This window comes from Herbaspirillum sp. ST 5-3 (genome assembly GCF_004804275.1).
GTDB lineage: Bacteria > Pseudomonadota > Gammaproteobacteria > Burkholderiales > Burkholderiaceae_D > Noviherbaspirillum.
Window position 1 is genome coordinate 149,024 of the sequence record NZ_STGI01000014.1, and the last position, 18,802, is coordinate 167,825.

At 61.2% G+C, this 18,802-nt stretch carries 19 protein-coding genes; 10 read left to right on the forward strand and 9 right to left on the reverse strand.

The window, feature by feature from the left end; translation table 11 throughout:
- Nucleotides 1-228 precede the first annotated feature (228 nt).
- The gene (locus E6W33_RS22395; protein WP_136419586.1) at nt 229-603 is read left to right on the forward strand and encodes a DUF2934 domain-containing protein; all 375 of its coding nucleotides are present in this window, start codon (nt 229-231) and stop codon (nt 601-603) included.
- A 119-nt stretch (nt 604-722) separates the two neighbouring features.
- A complete protein-coding gene (locus E6W33_RS22400) occupies nt 723-950 on the forward strand; it encodes a hypothetical protein (protein ID WP_136419587.1) in 228 nt (75 codons plus the stop codon).
- A gap of 65 nt (nt 951-1,015) precedes the next feature.
- Here the strand turns inward: E6W33_RS22400 and E6W33_RS22405 are convergent, their stop codons facing one another.
- A complete protein-coding gene (locus E6W33_RS22405) occupies nt 1,016-1,831 on the reverse strand; it encodes an alpha/beta hydrolase (RefSeq protein ID WP_136419588.1) in 816 nt (271 codons plus the stop codon).
- 126 nt (nt 1,832-1,957) lie between these two features.
- On the opposite strand from E6W33_RS22405, the gene E6W33_RS22410 reads away from it, so the two are divergent.
- From E6W33_RS22410 to E6W33_RS22435, 6 genes are all read left to right on the forward strand, one after another.
- Nucleotides 1,958-2,605: a pyridoxamine 5'-phosphate oxidase family protein gene (locus E6W33_RS22410; protein ID WP_136419589.1), complete on the forward strand. Its 648-nt coding sequence runs from the start codon at nt 1,958-1,960 to the stop codon at nt 2,603-2,605.
- A gap of 233 nt (nt 2,606-2,838) precedes the next feature.
- Nucleotides 2,839-3,570 carry a TonB family protein gene (locus E6W33_RS22415; RefSeq protein WP_348983172.1) on the forward strand — a complete coding sequence of 244 codons (732 nt, stop codon included), beginning with the start codon at nt 2,839-2,841 and terminating at the stop codon, nt 3,568-3,570.
- A gap of 12 nt (nt 3,571-3,582) precedes the next feature.
- The gene (locus tag E6W33_RS22420) at nt 3,583-4,311 is read left to right on the forward strand and encodes a MotA/TolQ/ExbB proton channel family protein (protein ID WP_136419590.1); all 729 of its coding nucleotides are present in this window, start codon (nt 3,583-3,585) and stop codon (nt 4,309-4,311) included.
- Complete coding sequence (locus E6W33_RS22425) at nt 4,311-4,727, forward strand: biopolymer transporter ExbD (protein WP_136419613.1); 417 nt, start codon at nt 4,311-4,313, stop codon at nt 4,725-4,727. Before E6W33_RS22420 ends, E6W33_RS22425 begins: the two co-directional genes overlap by 1 nt.
- Nucleotides 4,728-4,800: 73 nt before the next feature.
- The gene (locus E6W33_RS22430) at nt 4,801-6,918 is read left to right on the forward strand and encodes a TonB-dependent siderophore receptor (RefSeq protein ID WP_136419591.1); all 2,118 of its coding nucleotides are present in this window, start codon (nt 4,801-4,803) and stop codon (nt 6,916-6,918) included.
- A gap of 13 nt (nt 6,919-6,931) precedes the next feature.
- A complete protein-coding gene (locus E6W33_RS22435) occupies nt 6,932-7,621 on the forward strand; it encodes a PepSY-associated TM helix domain-containing protein (RefSeq protein ID WP_136419592.1) in 690 nt (229 codons plus the stop codon).
- Nucleotides 7,622-7,891: 270 nt separating this feature from the next.
- Here E6W33_RS22435 and E6W33_RS22440 read toward each other — a convergent pair whose 3' ends face one another.
- Nucleotides 7,892-8,449: a Crp/Fnr family transcriptional regulator gene (locus E6W33_RS22440; RefSeq protein WP_168798720.1), complete on the reverse strand. Its 558-nt coding sequence runs from the start codon at nt 8,447-8,449 to the stop codon at nt 7,892-7,894.
- Nucleotides 8,450-8,594: 145 nt separating this feature from the next.
- Here E6W33_RS22440 and E6W33_RS22445 point away from each other — a divergent pair, with 145 nt between their 5' ends.
- A complete protein-coding gene (locus tag E6W33_RS22445) occupies nt 8,595-10,064 on the forward strand; it encodes a M20 family peptidase (RefSeq protein ID WP_136419594.1) in 1,470 nt (489 codons plus the stop codon).
- Nucleotides 10,065-10,357: 293 nt separating this feature from the next.
- Nucleotides 10,358-12,163 (forward strand): chloride channel protein, encoded by a 1,806-nt coding sequence (locus tag E6W33_RS22450; protein WP_136419595.1) that lies wholly within the window; start codon nt 10,358-10,360, stop codon nt 12,161-12,163.
- A 277-nt stretch (nt 12,164-12,440) separates the two neighbouring features.
- On the opposite strand, the gene E6W33_RS22455 is transcribed toward E6W33_RS22450, so the two are convergent.
- The 7 genes from E6W33_RS22455 to E6W33_RS22485 form a co-directional block, all read right to left on the reverse strand.
- Nucleotides 12,441-12,734, reverse strand: coding sequence for a DUF6587 family protein (locus tag E6W33_RS22455; RefSeq protein ID WP_136419596.1), 294 nt, complete (start codon nt 12,732-12,734; stop codon nt 12,441-12,443).
- Complete coding sequence (gene feoB / locus E6W33_RS22460; protein WP_136419597.1) at nt 12,731-14,611, reverse strand: ferrous iron transport protein B; 1,881 nt, start codon at nt 14,609-14,611, stop codon at nt 12,731-12,733. Before feoB ends, E6W33_RS22455 begins: the two co-directional genes overlap by 4 nt.
- 12 nt (nt 14,612-14,623) lie before the next feature.
- The gene (locus tag E6W33_RS22465; RefSeq protein WP_136419598.1) at nt 14,624-14,917 is read right to left on the reverse strand and encodes a FeoA family protein; all 294 of its coding nucleotides are present in this window, start codon (nt 14,915-14,917) and stop codon (nt 14,624-14,626) included.
- 156 nt (nt 14,918-15,073) lie between these two features.
- On the reverse strand, nt 15,074-16,477 hold the full coding sequence (gene ccoG, locus E6W33_RS22470; RefSeq protein ID WP_136419599.1) for a cytochrome c oxidase accessory protein CcoG: 1,404 nt from the start codon (nt 16,475-16,477) through the stop codon (nt 15,074-15,076).
- Nucleotides 16,478-16,568: 91 nt separating this feature from the next.
- Nucleotides 16,569-17,129, reverse strand: coding sequence for a hypothetical protein (locus E6W33_RS22475; RefSeq protein WP_136419600.1), 561 nt, complete (start codon nt 17,127-17,129; stop codon nt 16,569-16,571).
- Nucleotides 17,126-17,908: a cytochrome c3 family protein gene (locus E6W33_RS22480; RefSeq protein ID WP_168798721.1), complete on the reverse strand. Its 783-nt coding sequence runs from the start codon at nt 17,906-17,908 to the stop codon at nt 17,126-17,128. Before E6W33_RS22480 ends, E6W33_RS22475 begins: the two co-directional genes overlap by 4 nt.
- Nucleotides 17,901-18,428, reverse strand: a complete 528-nt coding sequence (locus E6W33_RS22485; RefSeq protein ID WP_136419601.1) for a hypothetical protein — start codon at nt 18,426-18,428, stop codon at nt 17,901-17,903. Before E6W33_RS22485 ends, E6W33_RS22480 begins: the two co-directional genes overlap by 8 nt.
- Nucleotides 18,429-18,802 lie beyond the last annotated feature (374 nt).

Sequence of the window (18,802 nt, forward strand, 5' to 3'; positions counted from 1 at the left end):
TCCTGTCCATGCATCGTCGCGACCCGATGGACACGCCGGTCAAGAATGCATCAAGTCAACCTAGGTCGGGCTCTCGATCGGCACGTCATTTTATCTTCACGGATTATGAAGTAGATCATCAAATGCGTTCCTTGCAAGCTCTGCGGCGACGCCCCATTGCTATGATCAGTATTGTTTGGGCCCCTCGCCGGGGCCTATTCCCATCGTTCAATAAAGGGCGAGGCAGGAATGGCTAATACGACAAATGTATCGCTTACTCCAAGAGATCGCTCCGGCGCATTTTTGCAGGGAGATATCACTCCTGCGCAACGCGAGCAGATGATCCGGGAGGCCGCCTATTTTCAATCTGCACGACGTGGCTTTGCGCCAGGGCATGATCTTGACGATTGGCTTGCAGCCGAAACCGAACTCTTCGGAGAAGAGTTCAAGGAAGAGTTCAAGGCGCCGGAGCCGGTCGACGCAACGGAATTCGAAGTCCAGCAGGGCGGTCCCCGTGGCGCCCGCCAGGACGATGCCTTGAAGCAGATCGTCAGGCAGCATCCGCAACGAGGCATACCGCAGGTGGAAGGTATCGAGATCCAGGAAGCGCCGCCCAGGGAATAAGCCCGCCGGCGCGCCGCTGAATCGCTTTTATCAGGAATTCCCGGCAATTCAGCCGCGTGATCGCCGCGTGCCGCATCTGTTTGCGCAGGTCCGCATCCCACGCTTATCAGGAGGCAGAAATGAGCGATCACCTGGTCCAGGTCGGTGCCCCGGATCCCGTACTCAAGACATCCCCCATCTTCGACGAGTACGAGGAAGTTTCGCTCGACATGGAACTCGAGGCAGGCGCCTGCTATTTCAACAATGCGTCCTATCCCATTGGCCAATATGTGCTGAGCGGCAGCGAGTTGCTGCATTGCGAAGAGCGCGGCGTTTGGGTACGCCGCGGCGAAAAGCGGACCGATTAGCTCCGCAACTATCGCTTCGGAGCGGGGCTGCGGGCGGGCCCCGATTCGTCATGAAAATCGTGCATTCACTTCGCCCTGCTGTCCACTTCCGAAATCCACCGCGCGATCACCTCACCCGATAGCGACGGTGCCCCCATGTGGTTCGAATTCAATTCGACGAATTCGTTGAGCGGATGAGGAGGCAGCGTGTCAAAGGTCGGCTTTCGGAACTTGAGCAAGCCCGGGTAATCGTCCTTTGGCGAAATAAACAAAACCGGCGTCTGGGGACGCATGTTCCTGACCGAGGTTTTCATTGCCATGGCACCCTCGGGATCGAACCAGCTCAGATAGGCAGACGCTGTACAGACAACCGGAAACGTTCCCTTGGAACCCTCCGTATCGAAGAAACGTGCCGTTTCGCTCCCCTTCCCCTCGGAGATCATTTTGCGCGCCAGTTCAACCGACTCGCCAAGCTCTCTCCGGAATACCGTGCTACCAACGTCGCCGCCCGGCGCAATCGCAATCACGCCGTCGAGCGCATGCTTGCTGCCGAAGTAGAGCGCGAACACGCCGCCCTGACTGTGTCCCGCGACAAACAGTTTCCGGGCGCCCTTGCTGCGCAGCGCTTCGAGCGCCGATTCGACTTCTCGTTCGCCCGCGCCGACGTCCACGTCATACTGGCGTCGTCCCGACCACGGCATCTCTAGGTTCGCGACGAGATAGCCTTTTCCTTCCAAAGAGCGCTCGAGACTGCCCATGTGCTTCGACGGCGAACCGCTCTTGCCGTGCATGATCACTATGCCGATCGTCGACGGTGGCGTCTCGCCGATGCCGCGAAGCGGCAGGATCGCCGCGCCGAGCGCCATGGCAAGCGCGATGAACTGACGACGCATCGAAATCATGATTGTTCTCCTTCATGAGGGATGAATTTTCCTCTTGTTTCCGTACAGTATGCCTGTCGAGCAGCAGGCGTATCAACTCTTTCGGAAGCACGTATCATTGCTTATCGTTCCCCGCACGGAGCCCCCATGAAGCCCACGCCCGCCATCGCCATCCATCTGCTCCATCGTGCCGAGTCCGGTGCGCTCGCGACCCATGCTTCGCAAATGCCGGGTTATCCATTCGCCACGGCTCTGCCTTTTGTACCGGATGAACTCCATCGCCCGGTATTCCTGTTGAGCGCGCTGGCGGAGCACACCAGAAACCTGGTCGCCGATCCACGTGCCAGTTTCCTCGTTACCGATCCGACTGGTCAGGATGTGCTGGACGCAGCGCGCATGACCATCGTCGGCGATGCGATCGGTCTGGACCCAAGGCCGGAGCTGATCGCGCGCTTCGTGCGCTATCAGCCGCAGGCGGAGCAGTATCTCGCGCTGGGCGACTTTTCCTTCCATGCGCTCGTGCCGAAGCGTGTCCGCTATATCGGCGGTTTCGCGCAGATGGGCTGGATCGAGGAAAGCGACTGGACTGATGTGAAGACGCTATCGCTCTCGGAGGAAGCGAGCATCATTGCGGAGCTTGCCGATGCGCTGTCCCCGGACGTGCGTCTGCTTGGCATAGACCGCTACGGCGTCGATATTGCGCGTAATGGGGTGCGGGTGCGCATGAGCTTCCCTGACGCCGCCAGCACAACGGATCTCGGCGCGGCAACCCGATTGCTGCTTGGATCCGCGTGAGGCTGCCGACAAAATTGTGAAAAGAGATTGCAATTCCAGTCGAGATCCGCAATAATCGCAAATAAGAATCGTTCTCATTTAAGTGCATCGATGAACTTGTCGCACTCCCTATCGCCTTGACAGCGATTCGGAGCGTCGCGGGAACGATCGACGACGCAACCCAGCCAGCCATCCGAGCCTTCCTTTGCTCTCGGTAGCCAGCCAGAAAAACGCCTGACACCACAGGACTATTCATGGCTACCGATTGGATGATTCACCTATTGCCCGCTGCGAACCGCACGCCACTTTTCACACCGCGCGAACGGGAAATGACGGCCGCCGCAAGGCAGCTCAAGCGCCTCGCCCCGCTTGGCGTCATCCTGCTCCTGCATGTCGGCTTCTTTTATGCACTGCAGAGTGGATTGCTGAGGCAGGCTGCGGCAGTACTACCGAGGGAAGTCGTCGCCTCCTTCATCGCGCCAGAGCCGGCGCACCAGCCACCGAAGCCGCAAGCGGCGCCCAGGACGGTGCCGGTCGTGAAAAAGCCGGTCACCCGGCCGCGTCCGGACGTACCCGTGGTGAATACGACTCCCTCCCCGCAGGCGATTGCCGCGCCCGCGACTCCGCCCGCAGCGCCGGCACCCGCCGAACCAGCAGCACCCGCAATTACAGCGCCGCCTTCACCCGCAGCCCCTGCGATGCCAAGAACGATCACGACCGGCATCGAATACTTGCAAGCGCCGCAGCCCGAGTACCCGCCCATCGCGCGCCGCATGGGCGAGCAAGGCAAGACGATTCTTCGCGTGCTGGTCAATGAGAAAGGCCGCCCCGAGCGCGTCGAGGTGCAAAAGAGCTCCGGCTCGGCGCGTCTCGACGAGGCGGCGCGTCAGGCGGTCTTGCGCGCGCTGTTCAAGCCTTTCCTTGACGACGGCAAGGCCGTGGCGGCGTACGCCATCATTCCCATCAGATTTCAACTGGACAATTAAGAGGACCCCATCATGCAATCAAGCCCGTACGGCCTGGAAACCCTGTGGATGCAAGGTGACTTCGTTACCAAAGGCGTCGCCCTTCTCCTGATCTCCATGTCGATCGCGTCGTGGTATGTGATCGTCACCAAGGCACTGCAATTGTGGCGCTACGGTCGTGCCGGCAAGGCGGCAGGCCACCATTTCTGGGACACGACCAGTGTCAACGAAGGTCTGACGACACTTGGCAAGGACAACCCGTTTGCCGACATCGCGCAGGCCGGCGTCGGCGCCATGCGCCATCACACTGCGCACAAGGGACACCTGCACGATCAATTATCCGTCAGCGACTGGGTCACCCTGTCGCTGCGCCAGGCCATCGACGAAGCATCGGGCAAACTGCAGACCGGCATGGCCGTGCTGGCATCGGTCGGTTCGAGCGCGCCCTTCGTCGGCTTGTTCGGCACGGTATGGGGCATTTATCACGCATTGGTGTCGATCGGAACCATGGGCCAGGCCAGCATCGACAAAGTCGCAGGCCCGGTCGGCGAGGCATTGATCATGACCGCGCTCGGCCTGGCGGTCGCGATTCCCGCGACATTCGGCTATAACGCGCTGGTGCGCGGCAACAAGGCCGTCATCGCCAAGCTCAACAAATTCGGCTTCGACCTGCATGCGCTGTTCGTCACCGGCGCGCGCACCGAGCTCGCCAACCAGGAAAGCGCCGGGAGCAGCAAGCTCGTGGCGGTCAGGGGTGCATGATGGCAATGGGATCCCTTTCCGATTCGGAAGACGACTTCAATCCGGAGATCAACACCACGCCGCTGGTCGATGTGATGCTGGTGCTGCTGATCATCTTCATCATCACCATTCCCGTGATGAACCATAGCGTGAAGATCGATTTGCCGCGCGCGGTGAATCAGCCCGACGAAGCGAAACCCGACAACTTCAACCTCGCCATCGATGCGGACGGCAAGGTCTACTGGAATGCGGACTTGGTCAATGCAGGCCAGCTGAAAACGCGCATCGCCGACGCCGCGCAAAAGACGCCGCAACCAGAGTTGCATCTGCGCGCGGAACGCACGACGCCCTATGAAAAAGTGGCGCAGGTGATGGCTGCGGCGCAATCGGGCGGCCTCGGCAAAATCGGCTTCATCACCGATCCCCAGGACAACTAATTTTTCCAACCCTTCGCCAGCCACGCATCGCGCAATACGACAGCCAGCCAGCCTTTTACATTCTTTCAAGATCATGTCTCTCAAAAAAACCAAGCTGGCGCTCCTGGTTGCGCTCGCAGTACAACAATTTTCCATGCCGGCCTTCGCGCAAACCAGCGCCGCCCAACCCGACGCCGACCTGCCGGAGGTGAGCGTCAAGAGCAGCCGCGAACTACCGCCGACCTACAATCCGCCCACAACGTCCACCGCGACCAAGATCGAAGCGCCGCTGCGCGACATTCCGCAAACGGTGAACGTCGTGCCACAAACCCTGCTGCGCGACCAGGGCGTGCGCTCGATGCAGGATGTGATGAAGTCGGTGCCGGGCATCGGCCTGTCGCATGGCGATGGTCAGCGCGATCAAGTGACGATCCGCGGCTTCAGCGCAATCGGCGACCAGTTCATCGACGGCCTGCGTGACGATGCGCTGTATTTCCGCGACCTGTCGAATATCGAGCAAGTGGAAGTAATCAAGGGGCCGGCCTCGGTGCTCTACGGGCGCGGATCATCCGGCGGCCTGATCAACCGGATTTCGAAGAAGCCCGGCATCGACAAGAATGAAGTCAGCCTCACTTTCGGCAGCTGGGCGCAACGCCGCGGCGAATTCGATCTCGCGCGCAAGTACGACGACCAGGGCGCGGCATTTCGCGTGACCGGTGCCATCGAGCGTGCCGACAGCTATCGCAGCCAGCAGTTCCTCGACCGCGAGGCGCTCTCGCCTTCTCTCTTGGTCAAGCTGGGCAGGGACACGAAATTGCTGGTCCAGGGCGAATACCTGTCCGACCGGCGCGTCACCGACTTCGGCGTGCCGGCCTATCGCGGCCGCCCGGTCGACGTGCCTGCCAGCGCCTACTACGGCAGCGCCAATGCGAAGGATCTCGACTACTCGCAAGCGCAAGTCACCGCTCTTGGCTTTACGCTCGACCACCGCTTCAGCGATTCGCTGTCGCTGCGCAACGCATTCCGTCACTATGAATATTCACTCGACCGCAACAACACGCTGGTCGGGTCGGTGAACGAAGCGGCATTGACGGCGTCTCTCAACCGCAGCAATGTGCGGCGCGATGAAGACGGCTATTTCAATCAGACCGAACTGGTGCAGAAAGCGAACATCGCCGGCATGCCGCACCAGATCCTGTACGGCGTGGAATTCGGCAAGCAGAACAAGGATCAGCTGTTTCGTTCGCAGAACAATATCGCGACCGTCGACCTGTTCAATCCGGTCTTGCCGGTTCTGCCGTTCAATGTGACCGCCGCGCCATCGACCGACAATCTCGGCATCATGACCACCGCGAGCGCGTATGTGCAGGATCTTGCAAGCCTGTCGGAAAAGTGGAAAGCGCTGGTGGGTGTGCGTTACGACAACTTCGAACAGGAAACCCGCGAACGCCGCGCCGGCCAGCCGAACCTGAGTCGTACGGACCGCGCGTGGAGCCCGCGCGCCGGCCTGGTATTCCAGCCGACGGAAGCGCAGTCGTATTACGTATCGTTCAGCAAGTCATTTCAACCTTCCGGAGAGAGCTTCGCGCTAGCGGCGAACAATGCCCAGATCGCGCCCGAAGAAACCACCAACAAGGAAATCGGCGCGAAGTTCGATTTCCTTGATGGCAAGGCATCCGCGACCGCGTCGCTGTTCCGCCTGGAGCGGACCAACATCAAGGCAACCGACCCGGCCACCAACACGCTGGTACCGCTCGGCGTGCAGCGCACGGACGGACTGGAGCTGACCTTCACCGGCGAGCTGCCGCATGGCTGGCAAATCTGGTCCGGCTACGCCTACCTCGATGCACGCATGACCTCCTCGCCGGCGCGCGATGCCGGACAGACGGTGCAGGGCAAGCGGCCAACGCTCACCCCGACGCATAGCGCCAACCTGTGGCTCACCAAGGCATTGGGCAGCGGCTTCGGCGCCGGCGCCGGCGTGAATTACGTCGCCGACCGCTTCGCCAATCCGGGCAACACCGTCACCCTGCCGGCCTACACCACGGTCGATGCGATGGGCTATTACCGCGCGGGCAAAGTCGATCTGACGCTGAATCTCACGAACCTGTTCGACCGCAAGTACATCGTCGCGGGACACGGCAGCAGCGCGAATCTGAACCTGCCCGGTGCGCCGCGTGCGGTGCAACTGACCGCGCGCTACAAATTCTGAACGGAGCGCGTCGATGAGCACGGAAGCCTTTGCCCGTACACTGGATACCGCGCCTTCGCTCCGGACCTCCGCTGTCCGCAAGCGTAGCCGCCGCGCGGTATTTCTCACCTGGCTGCGCAAGACCCATCTGTATGTCGGGCTGTGGGGCGCGGCGCTCGGCCTGATGTTCGGTGTCACCGGAATCGTGATGAATCATCGCGCGATCCTGAAACTGCCCGTGGCGAAAGTCGTGCAGCACACGGTGCATTTCCCGGTGCCGGAGAATGCCTTTGCCAGTCCGGAAGAAATGTCGGTGTGGCTGCAAGCGGAACTCGGATTCGCGCCGGTCGCACCGGCCATTCTGAAGACACAGGCAGCCGCCACGGTGAGCTGGGCAGACCGTGAGCTGATGCAGCCCGAACGCTGGACGGTCATGCTCAACCGGCCCGAGCGCGGCATCAGCGCGGAGTATTACCTCGGCAATCGCTTCGTCAAGCTCGATCAGATCGATGCGACGCCGATCGGCACGCTGACACGGCTGCATATGTCGGTCGGCGTGAATGTGTTCTGGGTGGTGCTGATGGATACCATCGCGGGCAGCCTGATCCTGTTGTCGCTGACCGGCCTGTTGCTGTGGACGCAATTGCACACGATGCGAACGGCTGCGGTGATGAGCAGCGTCGGTGCACTGCTAGCGGGGATGTGGTTTATGTGGAGTATCTAGAGCGGCTTTCATATTAGTGCAGGGGGCGCGCAGCCCCGCGAACCGGTCGAGTGCAAGGCGCGGCGACGCGACGTAGCGGTGCTACGGCAAGGAGACGCAACACCGCAGGCGGCCGGTTCCCGGGGCTGCCCGAAGGGTTCGAGCCGGAAGGGCGCATCGCGGCGTTGCGTCGCTTGCTCAGGGGCTCACCCTGAGCGGCGCGCCGCGCCTTGCGCTGCATCCCTTCTGGCTCGAACGCGCCCCCTGCACTAATATGAAAGCCGCTCTAGCTCAGCTTGTCTTCATGCCACGGCGGATTCGGGACAGCGCCACATTGGTGATGCCGAGATAGCTCGCGACATGGTGCAAGGGAATGCGTTGCGCAAGCTGCCCGTAATAGTCGAGGAACGCCGAATAGCGTGAGGTCGCGTCAAGCAGCAGCAATTCGGCCTCGCGCTGGCTTTGGCGCAGGAAGATTTTTGCCAGCACGTCCTGTATCGCAGGGCTCACGGCCGGATGCTCGCGGCCCCACATCTCCAATGCGGTGTACGCCACTTCAACTACCATGGCAGGTTCCAGCGCTTCGATTGCATAGGGACTGTCGGTCTCGCCGGGAGGAACGCCTGCACCCAGCCACTTTCCCTCCGCATGGAAGGAACGATTGCGCTCCCGTCCGTCCGGCGAGAGGTAATACAAGCGGAACAATCCGGATTCGACGCGCCAGACCTGCCTTACCCGCTGCCCGATTGTCACCAGCGCCTGGCCGGGCTTGAGCGCGCGCCGTGGTGCGCGCTCCCAGCCCGCCGCGAGCGCGGGCGACTGCGAGAGCAGCATGTCGAATTCAGGCATGCAGGCGGCGCAGGCCCCGCCCTCATCGTCACCTGCCGGATTTGAACCTAGGTTAATGCGCTCTTCCATCCGCTTTGCCAATCTATCCGCACCCTGATAACCGGAGTGCCCGATGCCCCCGAAGAAACACCATGATACAACGCGCATGCGACGCTGGATCCTCCTTGCGCTGGTGCCCGTATTCCTGCTGCTCGCAGCGGTGATTTTCAACACCGTGAGCAAGGAATCCAGGCAGCTGCAGGTCAATCCGATCGCACCGCTGCGGATAGACGAAAACGCTGCCGCTGCCCGGCTTGCCGCCGCAGTCCGCATGCGGACCGTCTCGAATGACCTGGCGCCGGACCAGAATGCCGAGGAATTCCGCAAGCTCCATGAACACCTCCAGCACAGCTATCCGCATGCGCATTCCGTGCTCAAGCGCGAAATCATCGCTGGGTACAGCTTGCTGTACACGTGGCAAGGTACCGATCCGAATGCACTGCCTGTCATGCTGATGGCGCATCAGGACGTGGTGCCGATTGCGCCCGATACCGAGGGCGACTGGCAGGTCGAACCGTTTTCCGGAGAGGTGAAAGACGGCTTCATCTGGGGACGCGGCGCCTGGGATGACAAGGGGAATCTGTTCTCGATCATGGAAGCGGTCGAGACGCTCGCGGCGCAGGGATTCCGGCCGAAACGAACGATTTACCTGTCCTTCGGCCATGACGAGGAAGCGCGCGGAGAACGCGGCGCCAAGGCGATTGCCGCACTGCTGAAGGCGCGTGGCGTGCGGCTGGATTACATACTGGACGAAGGCCTGGTGATCACACAAGGTCTGACCAAGGGCCTGGACAAACCGCTCGCCCTGATCGGTATTGCTGAAAAAGGCTATACCACCGTGCTGCTGAACCTGTCGGCCAAGCCCGGGCACTCCTCCATGCCGCCGGACAAAACCGCCATCGGCATGATGAGCGCCGCTTTGGCCAGGATCGAAGACAGGCAGATGCCGGCGGGCATTCGCGGCGCAGCGCAGGAGATGTTCGATACGCTGGCGCCGGAAATGTCCGGCATTCAGCGCGTACTGTTGTCGAACTTGTGGCTCTTCAAGCCACTCGTGCAGCATGAGCTGGAGAAAAAAGCGAGCACCAATGCGATGATCCGCACGACCACGGCGTTGACGATCGTCCATGCAGGCAACAAGGAAAACGTCTTGCCGGGCGTCGCCAGCGCGGCGGTGAACTTCCGACTGCTGCAAGGCGATTCGATCGCCGACATCGTCGCGCATGTGAAGCAAGCGATCGTCAACGATGACATCAAGCTGCAAACGGTTCCGGAAAGTTCGGAACCCTCGCGTCTGTCGAAGACCGAAGCACCGGCCTACAAGGCCATTCATCGCACCGTGCGCCAGATCTTTCCGGAAACCGTAGTCGCGCCCGGCCTGATGATCGGCGCCACCGACGCGCGGTATTTTGAAGAGATCAGCAACAACATCTACCGTTTCTCGCCGATACGCGCGATGCCGGAGGACCTGGCGCGTTTTCACGGCACGAACGAGCGCGTCTCGGTCAAAAACTATGCTGAGATGATTCGCTTCTATCATCAGTTATTGATGAACAGCGCGGCTCCGTCTTCCTGACAAGGACCGGCTCGGGGAGCCGGAGCCCGGCGCCCTAGCAAATACATCACATTGTGATATACTTGCGAATTGCCTATTTCCGGCAATGCAATGTCATCGCTGATGAACCCGTCTCTACAGATTCAGGGAAGCCGCTTGCAGCACACGGCACATCCGTGACCCAGCGTCCCTTACCCAGGGACGCACAAGCTCCACCACCACAACCACTACCCCGTCGAGCGTCTTCAGCCCGATGCGGGTGAATACATGCCGACATCTCCGGCAGCACCGCTTATTCGACCAGAGGAATGAAAATGCAATGGATGGAAGAACGACGAGATTTTGCTGCTGACAACCGCATGCTGCATCTTGCCGTACTGGCAATGTTCATCGGGGCCGTGAGCACGCTTGCCGCATTCCTGCTGCTTTATCTGATTCGGTTCTTCACGAATCTCTTCTTCTTCCAGACTTTCTCGGCTTCCTTTCGCTCGCCCGCGGAGCATACCCTTGGCCTCTGGGTGATCGCGGTGCCTGTGGTCGGCGGCCTGATCATCGGCCTGATTGCCCGTTTCGGCTCGGAAAAAATCCGCGGCCATGGCATACCGGAGGCGATCGAGACGATCCTGTTCGGCAAGAGCAACATGTCGGCGAAGGTGGCCGTACTCAAGCCGTTGTCATCCGGCATCGCGATCGGCAGTGGCGGACCTTTCGGTGCCGAGGGTCCGATCATCATGACCGGTGGTGCGATCGGTTCTCTCATCGCGCAGTATTTTCATCTGACCAGTGCGGAGCGGAAAACCTTGCTGGTGGCCGGCGCAACCGCCGGCATGACCGCCGTCTTTGATACGCCTGTGGCAGCCGTCTTGCTGGCGATCGAATTGCTGCTGTTTGAATTGCGCCCGCGCAGCCTGCTGCCGGTCACCATCGCGTGCGCCGTCGCAGGTTTTCTGCGTCCGCTGGCGATGGACAGCGGCCCGTTGTTCCCGCTGCAGACACTTCCTGCAGCACCCCTGACGCTCGTCTCCTGCGCACTGGCCGGGATCATGGCGGGGCTGCTCTCGTGGGCCTTGTCCGTCAGCTTGTACAAGGTCGAAGACCTGTTTGCGAAATTGCCGCTGCACTGGATGTGGTGGCCGGCATTGGGCGGCCTTGCCGTCGGCATCGGCGGATATCTCGAGCCGCGGGCTCTGGGGGTCGGCTATGACGTCATCGGCGATCTGTTGCAGAACCATCTGGCGCTGCGCTTCGTGCTCGGTTTCCTGGCATGCAAGGCCCTGATGTGGGTCATCGCCCTGGGATCCGGCACTTCGGGCGGCGTGCTGGCGCCGCTGCTGATGATGGGTGCCGGTCTGGGCAGCTTGATGGCTCCCATCATGCCGGGCGGCGAGCCGCTGATGTGGCCGCTGGTATTCATGGCCGCGACGCTGGGCGGCATGATGCGCGCTCCTGTCATGGCGACGGTGTTCGCCTTTGAACTGACACATGACGTCAATGCGCTACTGCCTCTGCTGGCCGCGTCCGGGGTTGCTTACGGGTTTACCGTGCTTGTGATGCGGCGTTCCATCCTGACGGAAAAGATTGCCCGGCGCGGATTCCACATCTATCGCGAGTATGGTATCGATCCGCTGGAACGGCACCATGTCGGCGAGGTCATGACGACGCAGCTGGAAACGGTCGATGCGGATACGCCGGTGGCGGAGGTGCTGGAAAGGCACTTCGGCGCGCATCAAACGCATCGCGCCTTCCCGGTCGTGCGAGCGGATGCGGTGCTGGGGATGGTCAATCGGACGGTTTTGGCAAAGGGTCTGGAAAAACCGGGCATTCAAACGGCGGCCGATCTCTTCGGCGCCAATCCCTTGATCGTTGCGCGACCGGAGGAAACCTGCCGGGAAATCGCCAGCAGGCTTGCGGTACATGAACTGGAATGCATCCCAGTCGTCACGGATGCCCGCTCGCACCGGCTGGTCGGTGTCGTCAGCCGAAGCGACCTGGTCAAACCTTCGATTGCCGTATTCGAGGAAGAACAACGCCGCGAACTGCCGAAAGGCCCTGTGGTTCAGGCTTTGGTGCGCCGGGTCACATCCGTGTTCACGGGCAAAGCGCTCAAGGAAAGGCGCTGATCTCGCGCATTAGAGCGGCTTTCCTATTAGTGCAGGAGGCGCGCAGCCCCGCGAACCGGTCGAGTGCAAGGCGCGGCGACGCGACGTAGCGGTGCTACGGCAAGGAGACGCAACACCGCAGGCGGCCGGTTCCCGGGGCTGCCCGAAGGGTTCGAGCCGGAAGGGCGCATCGCGGCGTTGCGTCGCTTGCTCAGGGGCTCACCCTGAGCAAGCGCCGCGCCTTGCGCTGCATCCCTTCTGGCTCGAACGCGCCCCCTGCACTAATAGGAAAGCCGCTCTAACGCGAAGCGGTACGCTTCAATGCTTCCGGCGTGATCGCGAACTTGGTTTGCGCCGGACCTTTGCCCTTGGGGCCACACCCGCCGCAGCTTCCGCATCCGTCAGCACACGATGCCGCTGCAGCTTCCGCACGCCTTTCGATCCGGTCCGCCGCCTTCTTCAATCCGCATCGTTTCATGAGTCCGACGAGGGCGACACGCAGCACGCGCTTGGCCGATTTCGGCAGGTAGCGCCGCAGGACCATCCAGGCAGCGAAAACGACAATCGCGGCGACAATCACTTCCTGCATCATCCACCTCCCAGCATGGCGCGGCTGATCTGATAGGTCGCGAACGATGCCAGATAGGCCAGCGCAAACATGTACCCGGCCATGGCCAGCACCGGTGTCCACGAGTTGGTCTCGCGCTTGACGGCGGACAGCGTGGAGATGCATTGCGGGGCGAATACATACCATGCCAGCAGCGACAGCGCAGTTGGCAGGCTCCAGGTGGCGGCGATCATCGGCGTCAATGCGGTCGCGAGCTCTTCGCCGCTGGCGGACAACGCATAGACGGTTCCCAGTGCGCCAACCGCAACCTCGCGTGCAGCAAGGCCGGGAATCAAGGCGATCGCGATCTGCCAGTTGAAGCCGATCGGCGCAAACAGAACCTGCAGCGACTGTCCGAGTTTCCCGGCGAGGCTGTACTGGATGGCCGGCCCAACTGCTCCCTCCGGCGGCGCGGGGAAGCTGGACAGGAACCAGAGCAGGATCATGATGGCAAGAATGATGGTGCCGACACGCGTAACGAAGATTTTCGCGCGCTCCCACAGGCCGATCGCGAGATTGCGCAGGTTCGGCCAGTGATAGTTCGGCAGTTCCAGCATCAGCGGCGTGTAGCGCCCCTTGCCGAAGGTGCTCTTAAACACATAGGCAACCGCCATCGCGGACACGATGCCGGCGAGGTAGAGCGCAAACAGCACCAGTCCTTGCAGGTTGAAGATGCCGATGGTGCGATTGGGGATAAAGGCGCCGATGATCAGCGCGTAGACCGGCAGGCGCGCCGAGCATGTCATCAACGGCGCGATCATGATGGTGGCAAGCCGGTCGCGTGGATTCTGGATGGTGCGGGTCGCCATGATGCCGGGAACCGCGCACGCGAAGCTGGACAGCAAGGGAATGAAGGCGCGTCCCGACAAGCCGACGCTGCCCATCAGGCGATCCAGCAGGAAGGCCGCGCGCGGCAGATAGCCGGAATCTTCCAGCACCAGGATGAAGAAGAACAGGATCAGGATCTGCGGCAGGAAGACCAGCACGCTGCCCACGCCGGAGAAAACGCCGTCGACGATCAGGCTGCGCAGGACGCCCTCGGGCATCGCGGCGTACACGGCTTTGCCGAACGTCTCGACGCCGGCCTTGATCCATTCCATCGGCAGAGCCGACCAACTGAAGACCGCCTGGAAGACCAGGAACAGCAAGATCGCCAGAATCGGATAGCCGAGCACCGGGTGCAGCACCACCGCGTCGATGCGGTCGCCTGCATTGTGTGCTTCGCCATGATGGGTGATCACGGCATCGAGGATGCGGCGCACTTCGCGCTGCGTCTCTTCCAGCGAGTCGCCATTGTCGGAATTGAAGGCAGATGCGGCAACGCCGGCGGCATTCTCCGATTTCGCGGCGAGGCTGTCGAGTTGCGCCACCAAGGCTTCGGCGCCGCCGGGTTTGACGGCAACGGTTTCAATGACGGGAATGCCGAGTTCCTGCTGCAGTCTTCCGGTGTCGATCTCCACGCCGCGCTTCTTCGCGACATCCATCATGTTCAGCGCGAGAACCGTCGGACGCCGCAGGCGCAGCACTTCCAGCACCAGGCGCAGATTCAGGCGCAGGTTGGTCGCATCGACCACCAGCACGATCACATCGGGCAGCTTTTCATCCGCCTGCTTGCCGAACAGGACATCACGCGTGATGGCCTCGTCCGGCGTCATGGCATTCAGGCTGTAGGCGCCGGGAAGATCGATGACCTTGTAGGAACGGCCGCTCGTCGATGTGAACTGCCCTTCCTTCCGTTCGACCGTGACACCGGCGTAGTTGGCGACTTTCTGCCGGGCGCCGGTCATGCGATTGAACAGCGCCGTCTTGCCGCAGTTCGGATTGCCGACCAGCGCGAGATGCAAAGGTTTGGAACTTGTCATGATCTCGGTGCTTCAGCGTGGGTGTTGTTTGGTGCGCACCACGTGAACCAGCGAGGCTTCATGACGCCGCAAGGCGAAAGTGGTATTGCCAAGGCGGACGGCAATCGGGTCGCGGCGAGGAAATGATTCCGCAACGATACGCAGCGGCTCTCCGGGAACGAATCCAAGTTCGATGAGGCGGCGCTTCATGGCCGCATGCTCGGCGCCGTCTTTGTCAGTCAGGCCGATCACATTCGCGTGATCGCCTTTCTTCAACTGGCCGAGGTGAACCACCTCGTGATGCATCGGATGGTCGTTATTTGGCATGTCTGGCTTTCAAAAGGGTCGGTTCGCGTAACCGCTTGCCCTACGCGACAAATGATAATGATTCTTAATAAGCTTTGCAATCATTCTGACGAATAAATGTGACTAGTCAATAGTGTCATGTCAAACAAGCAAACAATATCCCCACGTCAATTCACATCAATTCGACGAAACATAGAAAGCAGCGCCTTCGGTCACCCGCACCCGCTCGTCGTCGAGCGCGACAAGCTCAAACCGGATCCTGCCGGCTCCCGCCCCTGCCGTCCTGCGCTCGGCGCGTACGCTCACCGCGACACTGCGCGACGTTGCGCTGTCGACTTCGACCTGCGCGGGGGAAGCGATCTCGATGGAATCGATGCCGCCCACCTTGATGCGATAGGCATGCGGGCGCTCATCCGTATTCATGATCTGCAGCCGGTACACGTGTTCGACCATGCCGGCACCAACATCGCGCCCGATTGCGGCACGGTCGAGCATGACATCGACTTTCAGCGGCACCCGTCGCGCCAGCGATGCAACCACCACGCAAAAGCCAAGCAAGAGCATGCCGAGATAGATCAGCACGCGCGGGCGCGCAATGCGCCGCCGGATTTCTTGCGCCGACAGGCCGCCCTGCATCGCATTTTCGGTCGAATAGCGGATCAGCCCGCGCGGGGCACCGATCTTGTCCATGACAGAATCACAGGCATCGATACAGGATGCGCAGTCGATGCATTCGAACGGCAAGCCCTTGCGAATGTCGCTGCCGGTCGGGCACACCTGCAGGCACAGCGAGCAGTCGATGCAATCGCCGAGCGCACTCACCGCCCCGCGTCGCCAGCTGCGGCGCACGCCCCGCGGCTCGCCTCGGGCGGCATCATAGGTGATGAGCAGTGTGTCCTTGTCGAACATCACGCTCTGGAAACGCGCATAGGCGCACATGAACTTGCATATCTGCTCACGCAGCCAGCCGGCGTTGAGATAGGCGAATGCAGCGTAGAACAGGATCCAGAACGCCTGCCATGGGCCCACGGATAAGCGCGCCAGCTCGCTCAGCAGCACCGACATCGGCGTGAAATAGCCAACCAGCGTAATGCCGGTCCACAAGGCCACTGCTGTCCATGCCAGGTGCTTCAAGCCTTTCTTTGCGATCTTGTCGAATGAAATTGCCTGCTTGTCGAGCCGGATGCGTGCGCTGCGGCTGCCTTCGATCTTGCGTTCGATCCACATGAAGACTTCGGCATAGACCGTATGCGGGCAGGCGAAGCTGCACCACACGCGCCCGCCAACGGCGCTGAGCAGGAACAGCAACGCAGCGCAGAGGATGAGCAGGCCGGCGAGATAAATGAAATCCTGCGGCCACAGGACGAGGCCGAAGACAAAGAACTTGCGCGCGGCCAGATCGAACAGCACTGCCGGGCGGCCGTTCCAGCTCAGCCACGGCAGGCCGTAATACACCAGTTGCGTCAGCCACACGCAGGCCCAGCGCCAGCTGGCATAACGACCGGACACCTCGCGCGTATAGATCTTCTTGCGAGGAGCGTACAGGTCGATGATGGAAAAGCCCGGGCCGTTCGTTTGCATTGCGTGTTGCCGTTGTTATGCTCGTGCGCCGACGCCGTACTTTACTCCGCTGTGCGGATGCAGGCGAATAAAAACGGCATTCAGGCCCGTCTCAATCACCAAGCGCATGATTTCCCCGGTCCCCGATGATGCGCAAATGCGCGGCAGCGGCTTTGCGCTCCTCGGCCGATTCCGGCAAGCGATCGGACAAGTGCCGCACCGAGTAACGGATCCTGCGCAGGCGCAAGGCTTCGGAGCGCTGCCACCTCAGGGCCTGGTCCAGCACCGCGTGCGTCCGCTTCACGCCCGCTTGCGGCTTCAGGTCAAGCGTGCTTGCAGCATGCATGACCGCATCCAGGCCGCGCAGAATGCCGTGCACATAGAATGCCCAGATACGATCGGCGAGAATGAGCGCGCTCAGGTTCACGACGCCCGTTCCAGCGAGGATGATCGCGCCGTCGATCAGGAAGGAGCGCAGCATGTTGTCGGCCGATGAGAAATGGACCCGGTACATGTTCTCGTCGATGATATTGCCTAGCGACCGGTACAGGCCCCAGATCGCGAGCGCCGTCAGGGTCGTTTCCAGGATCACAAGCGCAATCAGCATCCATTTTTGCAGGATGTGGTCAACGTAAAGGATGCGGCGCCGGTCTTTCGGAAGAGGAGCGTTCATAGGTCGTGACATTCATAACACAGCCGTGATTGGGCGGTCGTGACCACCAGCTTGCCATGGTCTTTCTTGTATCCCTGATGGCAGGAAACACAGCTCACCATGCCATCTGGCAGCAGCAGTTTTTGTTCGACCACACGGCGCGGACGATAGCCGCCAAATGCAGCGGCTTTCTGGTAGTTCGCGCCGACCGGATGGTTGACGCGGCTGCCGGCATGGCGCGCGATACCGTTGCGGTCGATGCTGGTGAGGATGCGCGGATCGACGTTTCTGTTGTGGCAATCCATGCACTGGCGGGAGTAGGCATCGAGCACGACGGCCCCGGCATCGGCGCCGCGGCTCAGATGTCCGACCATCAAGGACGCCCCGCCATCCCGCATCTTCCTGAAGAAATCCGCCTCATGACAGGCAAAGCAGAGATCCTTGCCGGTCTTGTTCCCGCGCATCAGTCCCGCGCTGCTGCCGTGCACATCGTGACAAGTGCTGCAGGTCAGATCGCCTTTCCAGTCGAGCGGATAGGCGTCGGCAGGTTTGTTGCGCGGCTGGAAACCGCTCGGGTGGCTGACCTTGATCGCAGTGGGATGGCAGCGGCCGCACAAGGCTTCCTGGCTGCCGGCCAGCATGCCGGCCTGTTGCGCGCTCACGTTCTTGCCTCCCAAGTGGCAGCTTGCACAGTCCTCCTTCTGCAAATGCGTATGGCCGCTACCCGCGAGCGTCGCATGCAGCCAGTTGACGCTTGCCAGGACGGCCACCATCCCAAGTGCGAGCAGCAGCTTAAACACTGGCTTTTTCATCCAGTGCCTTGAGTCGCGCCACGGCTTCCGCATAGCCTTGAGCATCACCCTGTTCGAGCGCGGCGGACGCATCCTTTGCCGCTTGTTCGACGGCGGCATAATGCTCTCGCAAGGTGTTCACCGCGTGCTTGATGTGCCCCGCCTGTTCACGCAGCCTGTCGCCTTTGCGCAGCTCGATCAGATGGGCGGAATCGCTGGTGCTGGCCAGCTTGAGGTTGCGTGAAAAGCGATACAGCGGCCCGGCTATGCGGAAGCTGCTGTACAAGGCAATCATCCATGTAATCACGCCGGCGACAGCGACCAGCATCAAGCCGATCACCAGCATCGTCGGACCGAGGTTGGCGCGCGTGATGCTGTTGCTGCGGATGATCGCGGCATACGATTCGGTTTCCTGGCCCGAAATCAGCGCGAGCGAAAGCAGGAGCGAGAGTACGGCGACCGCACCGACGCCAAGACTGATTTTTGCAACCAGCTTGAGATGAAAGAAAATCAGTGGTTCATTTCGCAACGCAGACGCCTCCTTGTCAGGCCTGTACCTCGCCGGCGCCTTGATGATTGCAGGTGGCGCGGCTACGACCCTTGCGACGCGAGCCGTTCTCGCATCGCAGACGTCATCATCACGTTTTTATTGGCATCAATCAACATGACATCCTTCATGCCCTGCCTCCCTGCTCTGCGGTCCGGCAATGACGCAAGAAAAGAACGTGTCCAGGCAAGGCACTGTAGACACGAATCCTTCCGTGTTGTCCGTGGAACTTCTTCTTCCCGGATCCTGCCACCACGCATTTCTCAAGCAGCATCGCTGCGCATCGCGCGGCTCACCTCATGCACGGTCTCCACCAGCACCGTCACCGCTTCCGGCGGCGTGTACTGCGAAATGCC

What these genes read in the sequence shown, in the direction of transcription:
- E6W33_RS22435 (WP_136419592.1), top strand. Translation starts at nt 6,932, where the DNA reads ATGAGCACGGAAGCCTTTGCCCGTACACTGGATACCGCGCCTTCGCTC.
- E6W33_RS22450 (WP_136419595.1), top strand. Translation starts at nt 10,358, where the DNA reads ATGCAATGGATGGAAGAACGACGAGATTTTGCTGCTGACAACCGCATG.
- E6W33_RS22475 (WP_136419600.1), bottom strand. Translation starts at nt 17,129, where the DNA reads ATGAACGCTCCTCTTCCGAAAGACCGGCGCCGCATCCTTTACGTTGAC.
- E6W33_RS22400 (WP_136419587.1), top strand. Translation starts at nt 723, where the DNA reads ATGAGCGATCACCTGGTCCAGGTCGGTGCCCCGGATCCCGTACTCAAG.
- E6W33_RS22395 (WP_136419586.1), top strand. Translation starts at nt 229, where the DNA reads ATGGCTAATACGACAAATGTATCGCTTACTCCAAGAGATCGCTCCGGC.
- feoB (WP_136419597.1), bottom strand. Translation starts at nt 14,611, where the DNA reads ATGACAAGTTCCAAACCTTTGCATCTCGCGCTGGTCGGCAATCCGAAC.
- E6W33_RS22455 (WP_136419596.1), bottom strand. Translation starts at nt 12,734, where the DNA reads ATGATGCAGGAAGTGATTGTCGCCGCGATTGTCGTTTTCGCTGCCTGG.
- E6W33_RS22465 (WP_136419598.1), bottom strand. Translation starts at nt 14,917, where the DNA reads ATGCCAAATAACGACCATCCGATGCATCACGAGGTGGTTCACCTCGGC.
- E6W33_RS22415 (WP_348983172.1), top strand. Translation starts at nt 2,839, where the DNA reads ATGGCTACCGATTGGATGATTCACCTATTGCCCGCTGCGAACCGCACG.
- E6W33_RS22420 (WP_136419590.1), top strand. Translation starts at nt 3,583, where the DNA reads ATGCAATCAAGCCCGTACGGCCTGGAAACCCTGTGGATGCAAGGTGAC.
- E6W33_RS22440 (WP_168798720.1), bottom strand. Translation starts at nt 8,449, where the DNA reads ATGCCTGAATTCGACATGCTGCTCTCGCAGTCGCCCGCGCTCGCGGCG.
- E6W33_RS22405 (WP_136419588.1), bottom strand. Translation starts at nt 1,831, where the DNA reads ATGATTTCGATGCGTCGTCAGTTCATCGCGCTTGCCATGGCGCTCGGC.
- E6W33_RS22445 (WP_136419594.1), top strand. Translation starts at nt 8,595, where the DNA reads ATGCGACGCTGGATCCTCCTTGCGCTGGTGCCCGTATTCCTGCTGCTC.
- E6W33_RS22430 (WP_136419591.1), top strand. Translation starts at nt 4,801, where the DNA reads ATGTCTCTCAAAAAAACCAAGCTGGCGCTCCTGGTTGCGCTCGCAGTA.
- E6W33_RS22425 (WP_136419613.1), top strand. Translation starts at nt 4,311, where the DNA reads ATGGCAATGGGATCCCTTTCCGATTCGGAAGACGACTTCAATCCGGAG.
- ccoG (WP_136419599.1), bottom strand. Translation starts at nt 16,477, where the DNA reads ATGCAAACGAACGGCCCGGGCTTTTCCATCATCGACCTGTACGCTCCT.
- E6W33_RS22410 (WP_136419589.1), top strand. Translation starts at nt 1,958, where the DNA reads ATGAAGCCCACGCCCGCCATCGCCATCCATCTGCTCCATCGTGCCGAG.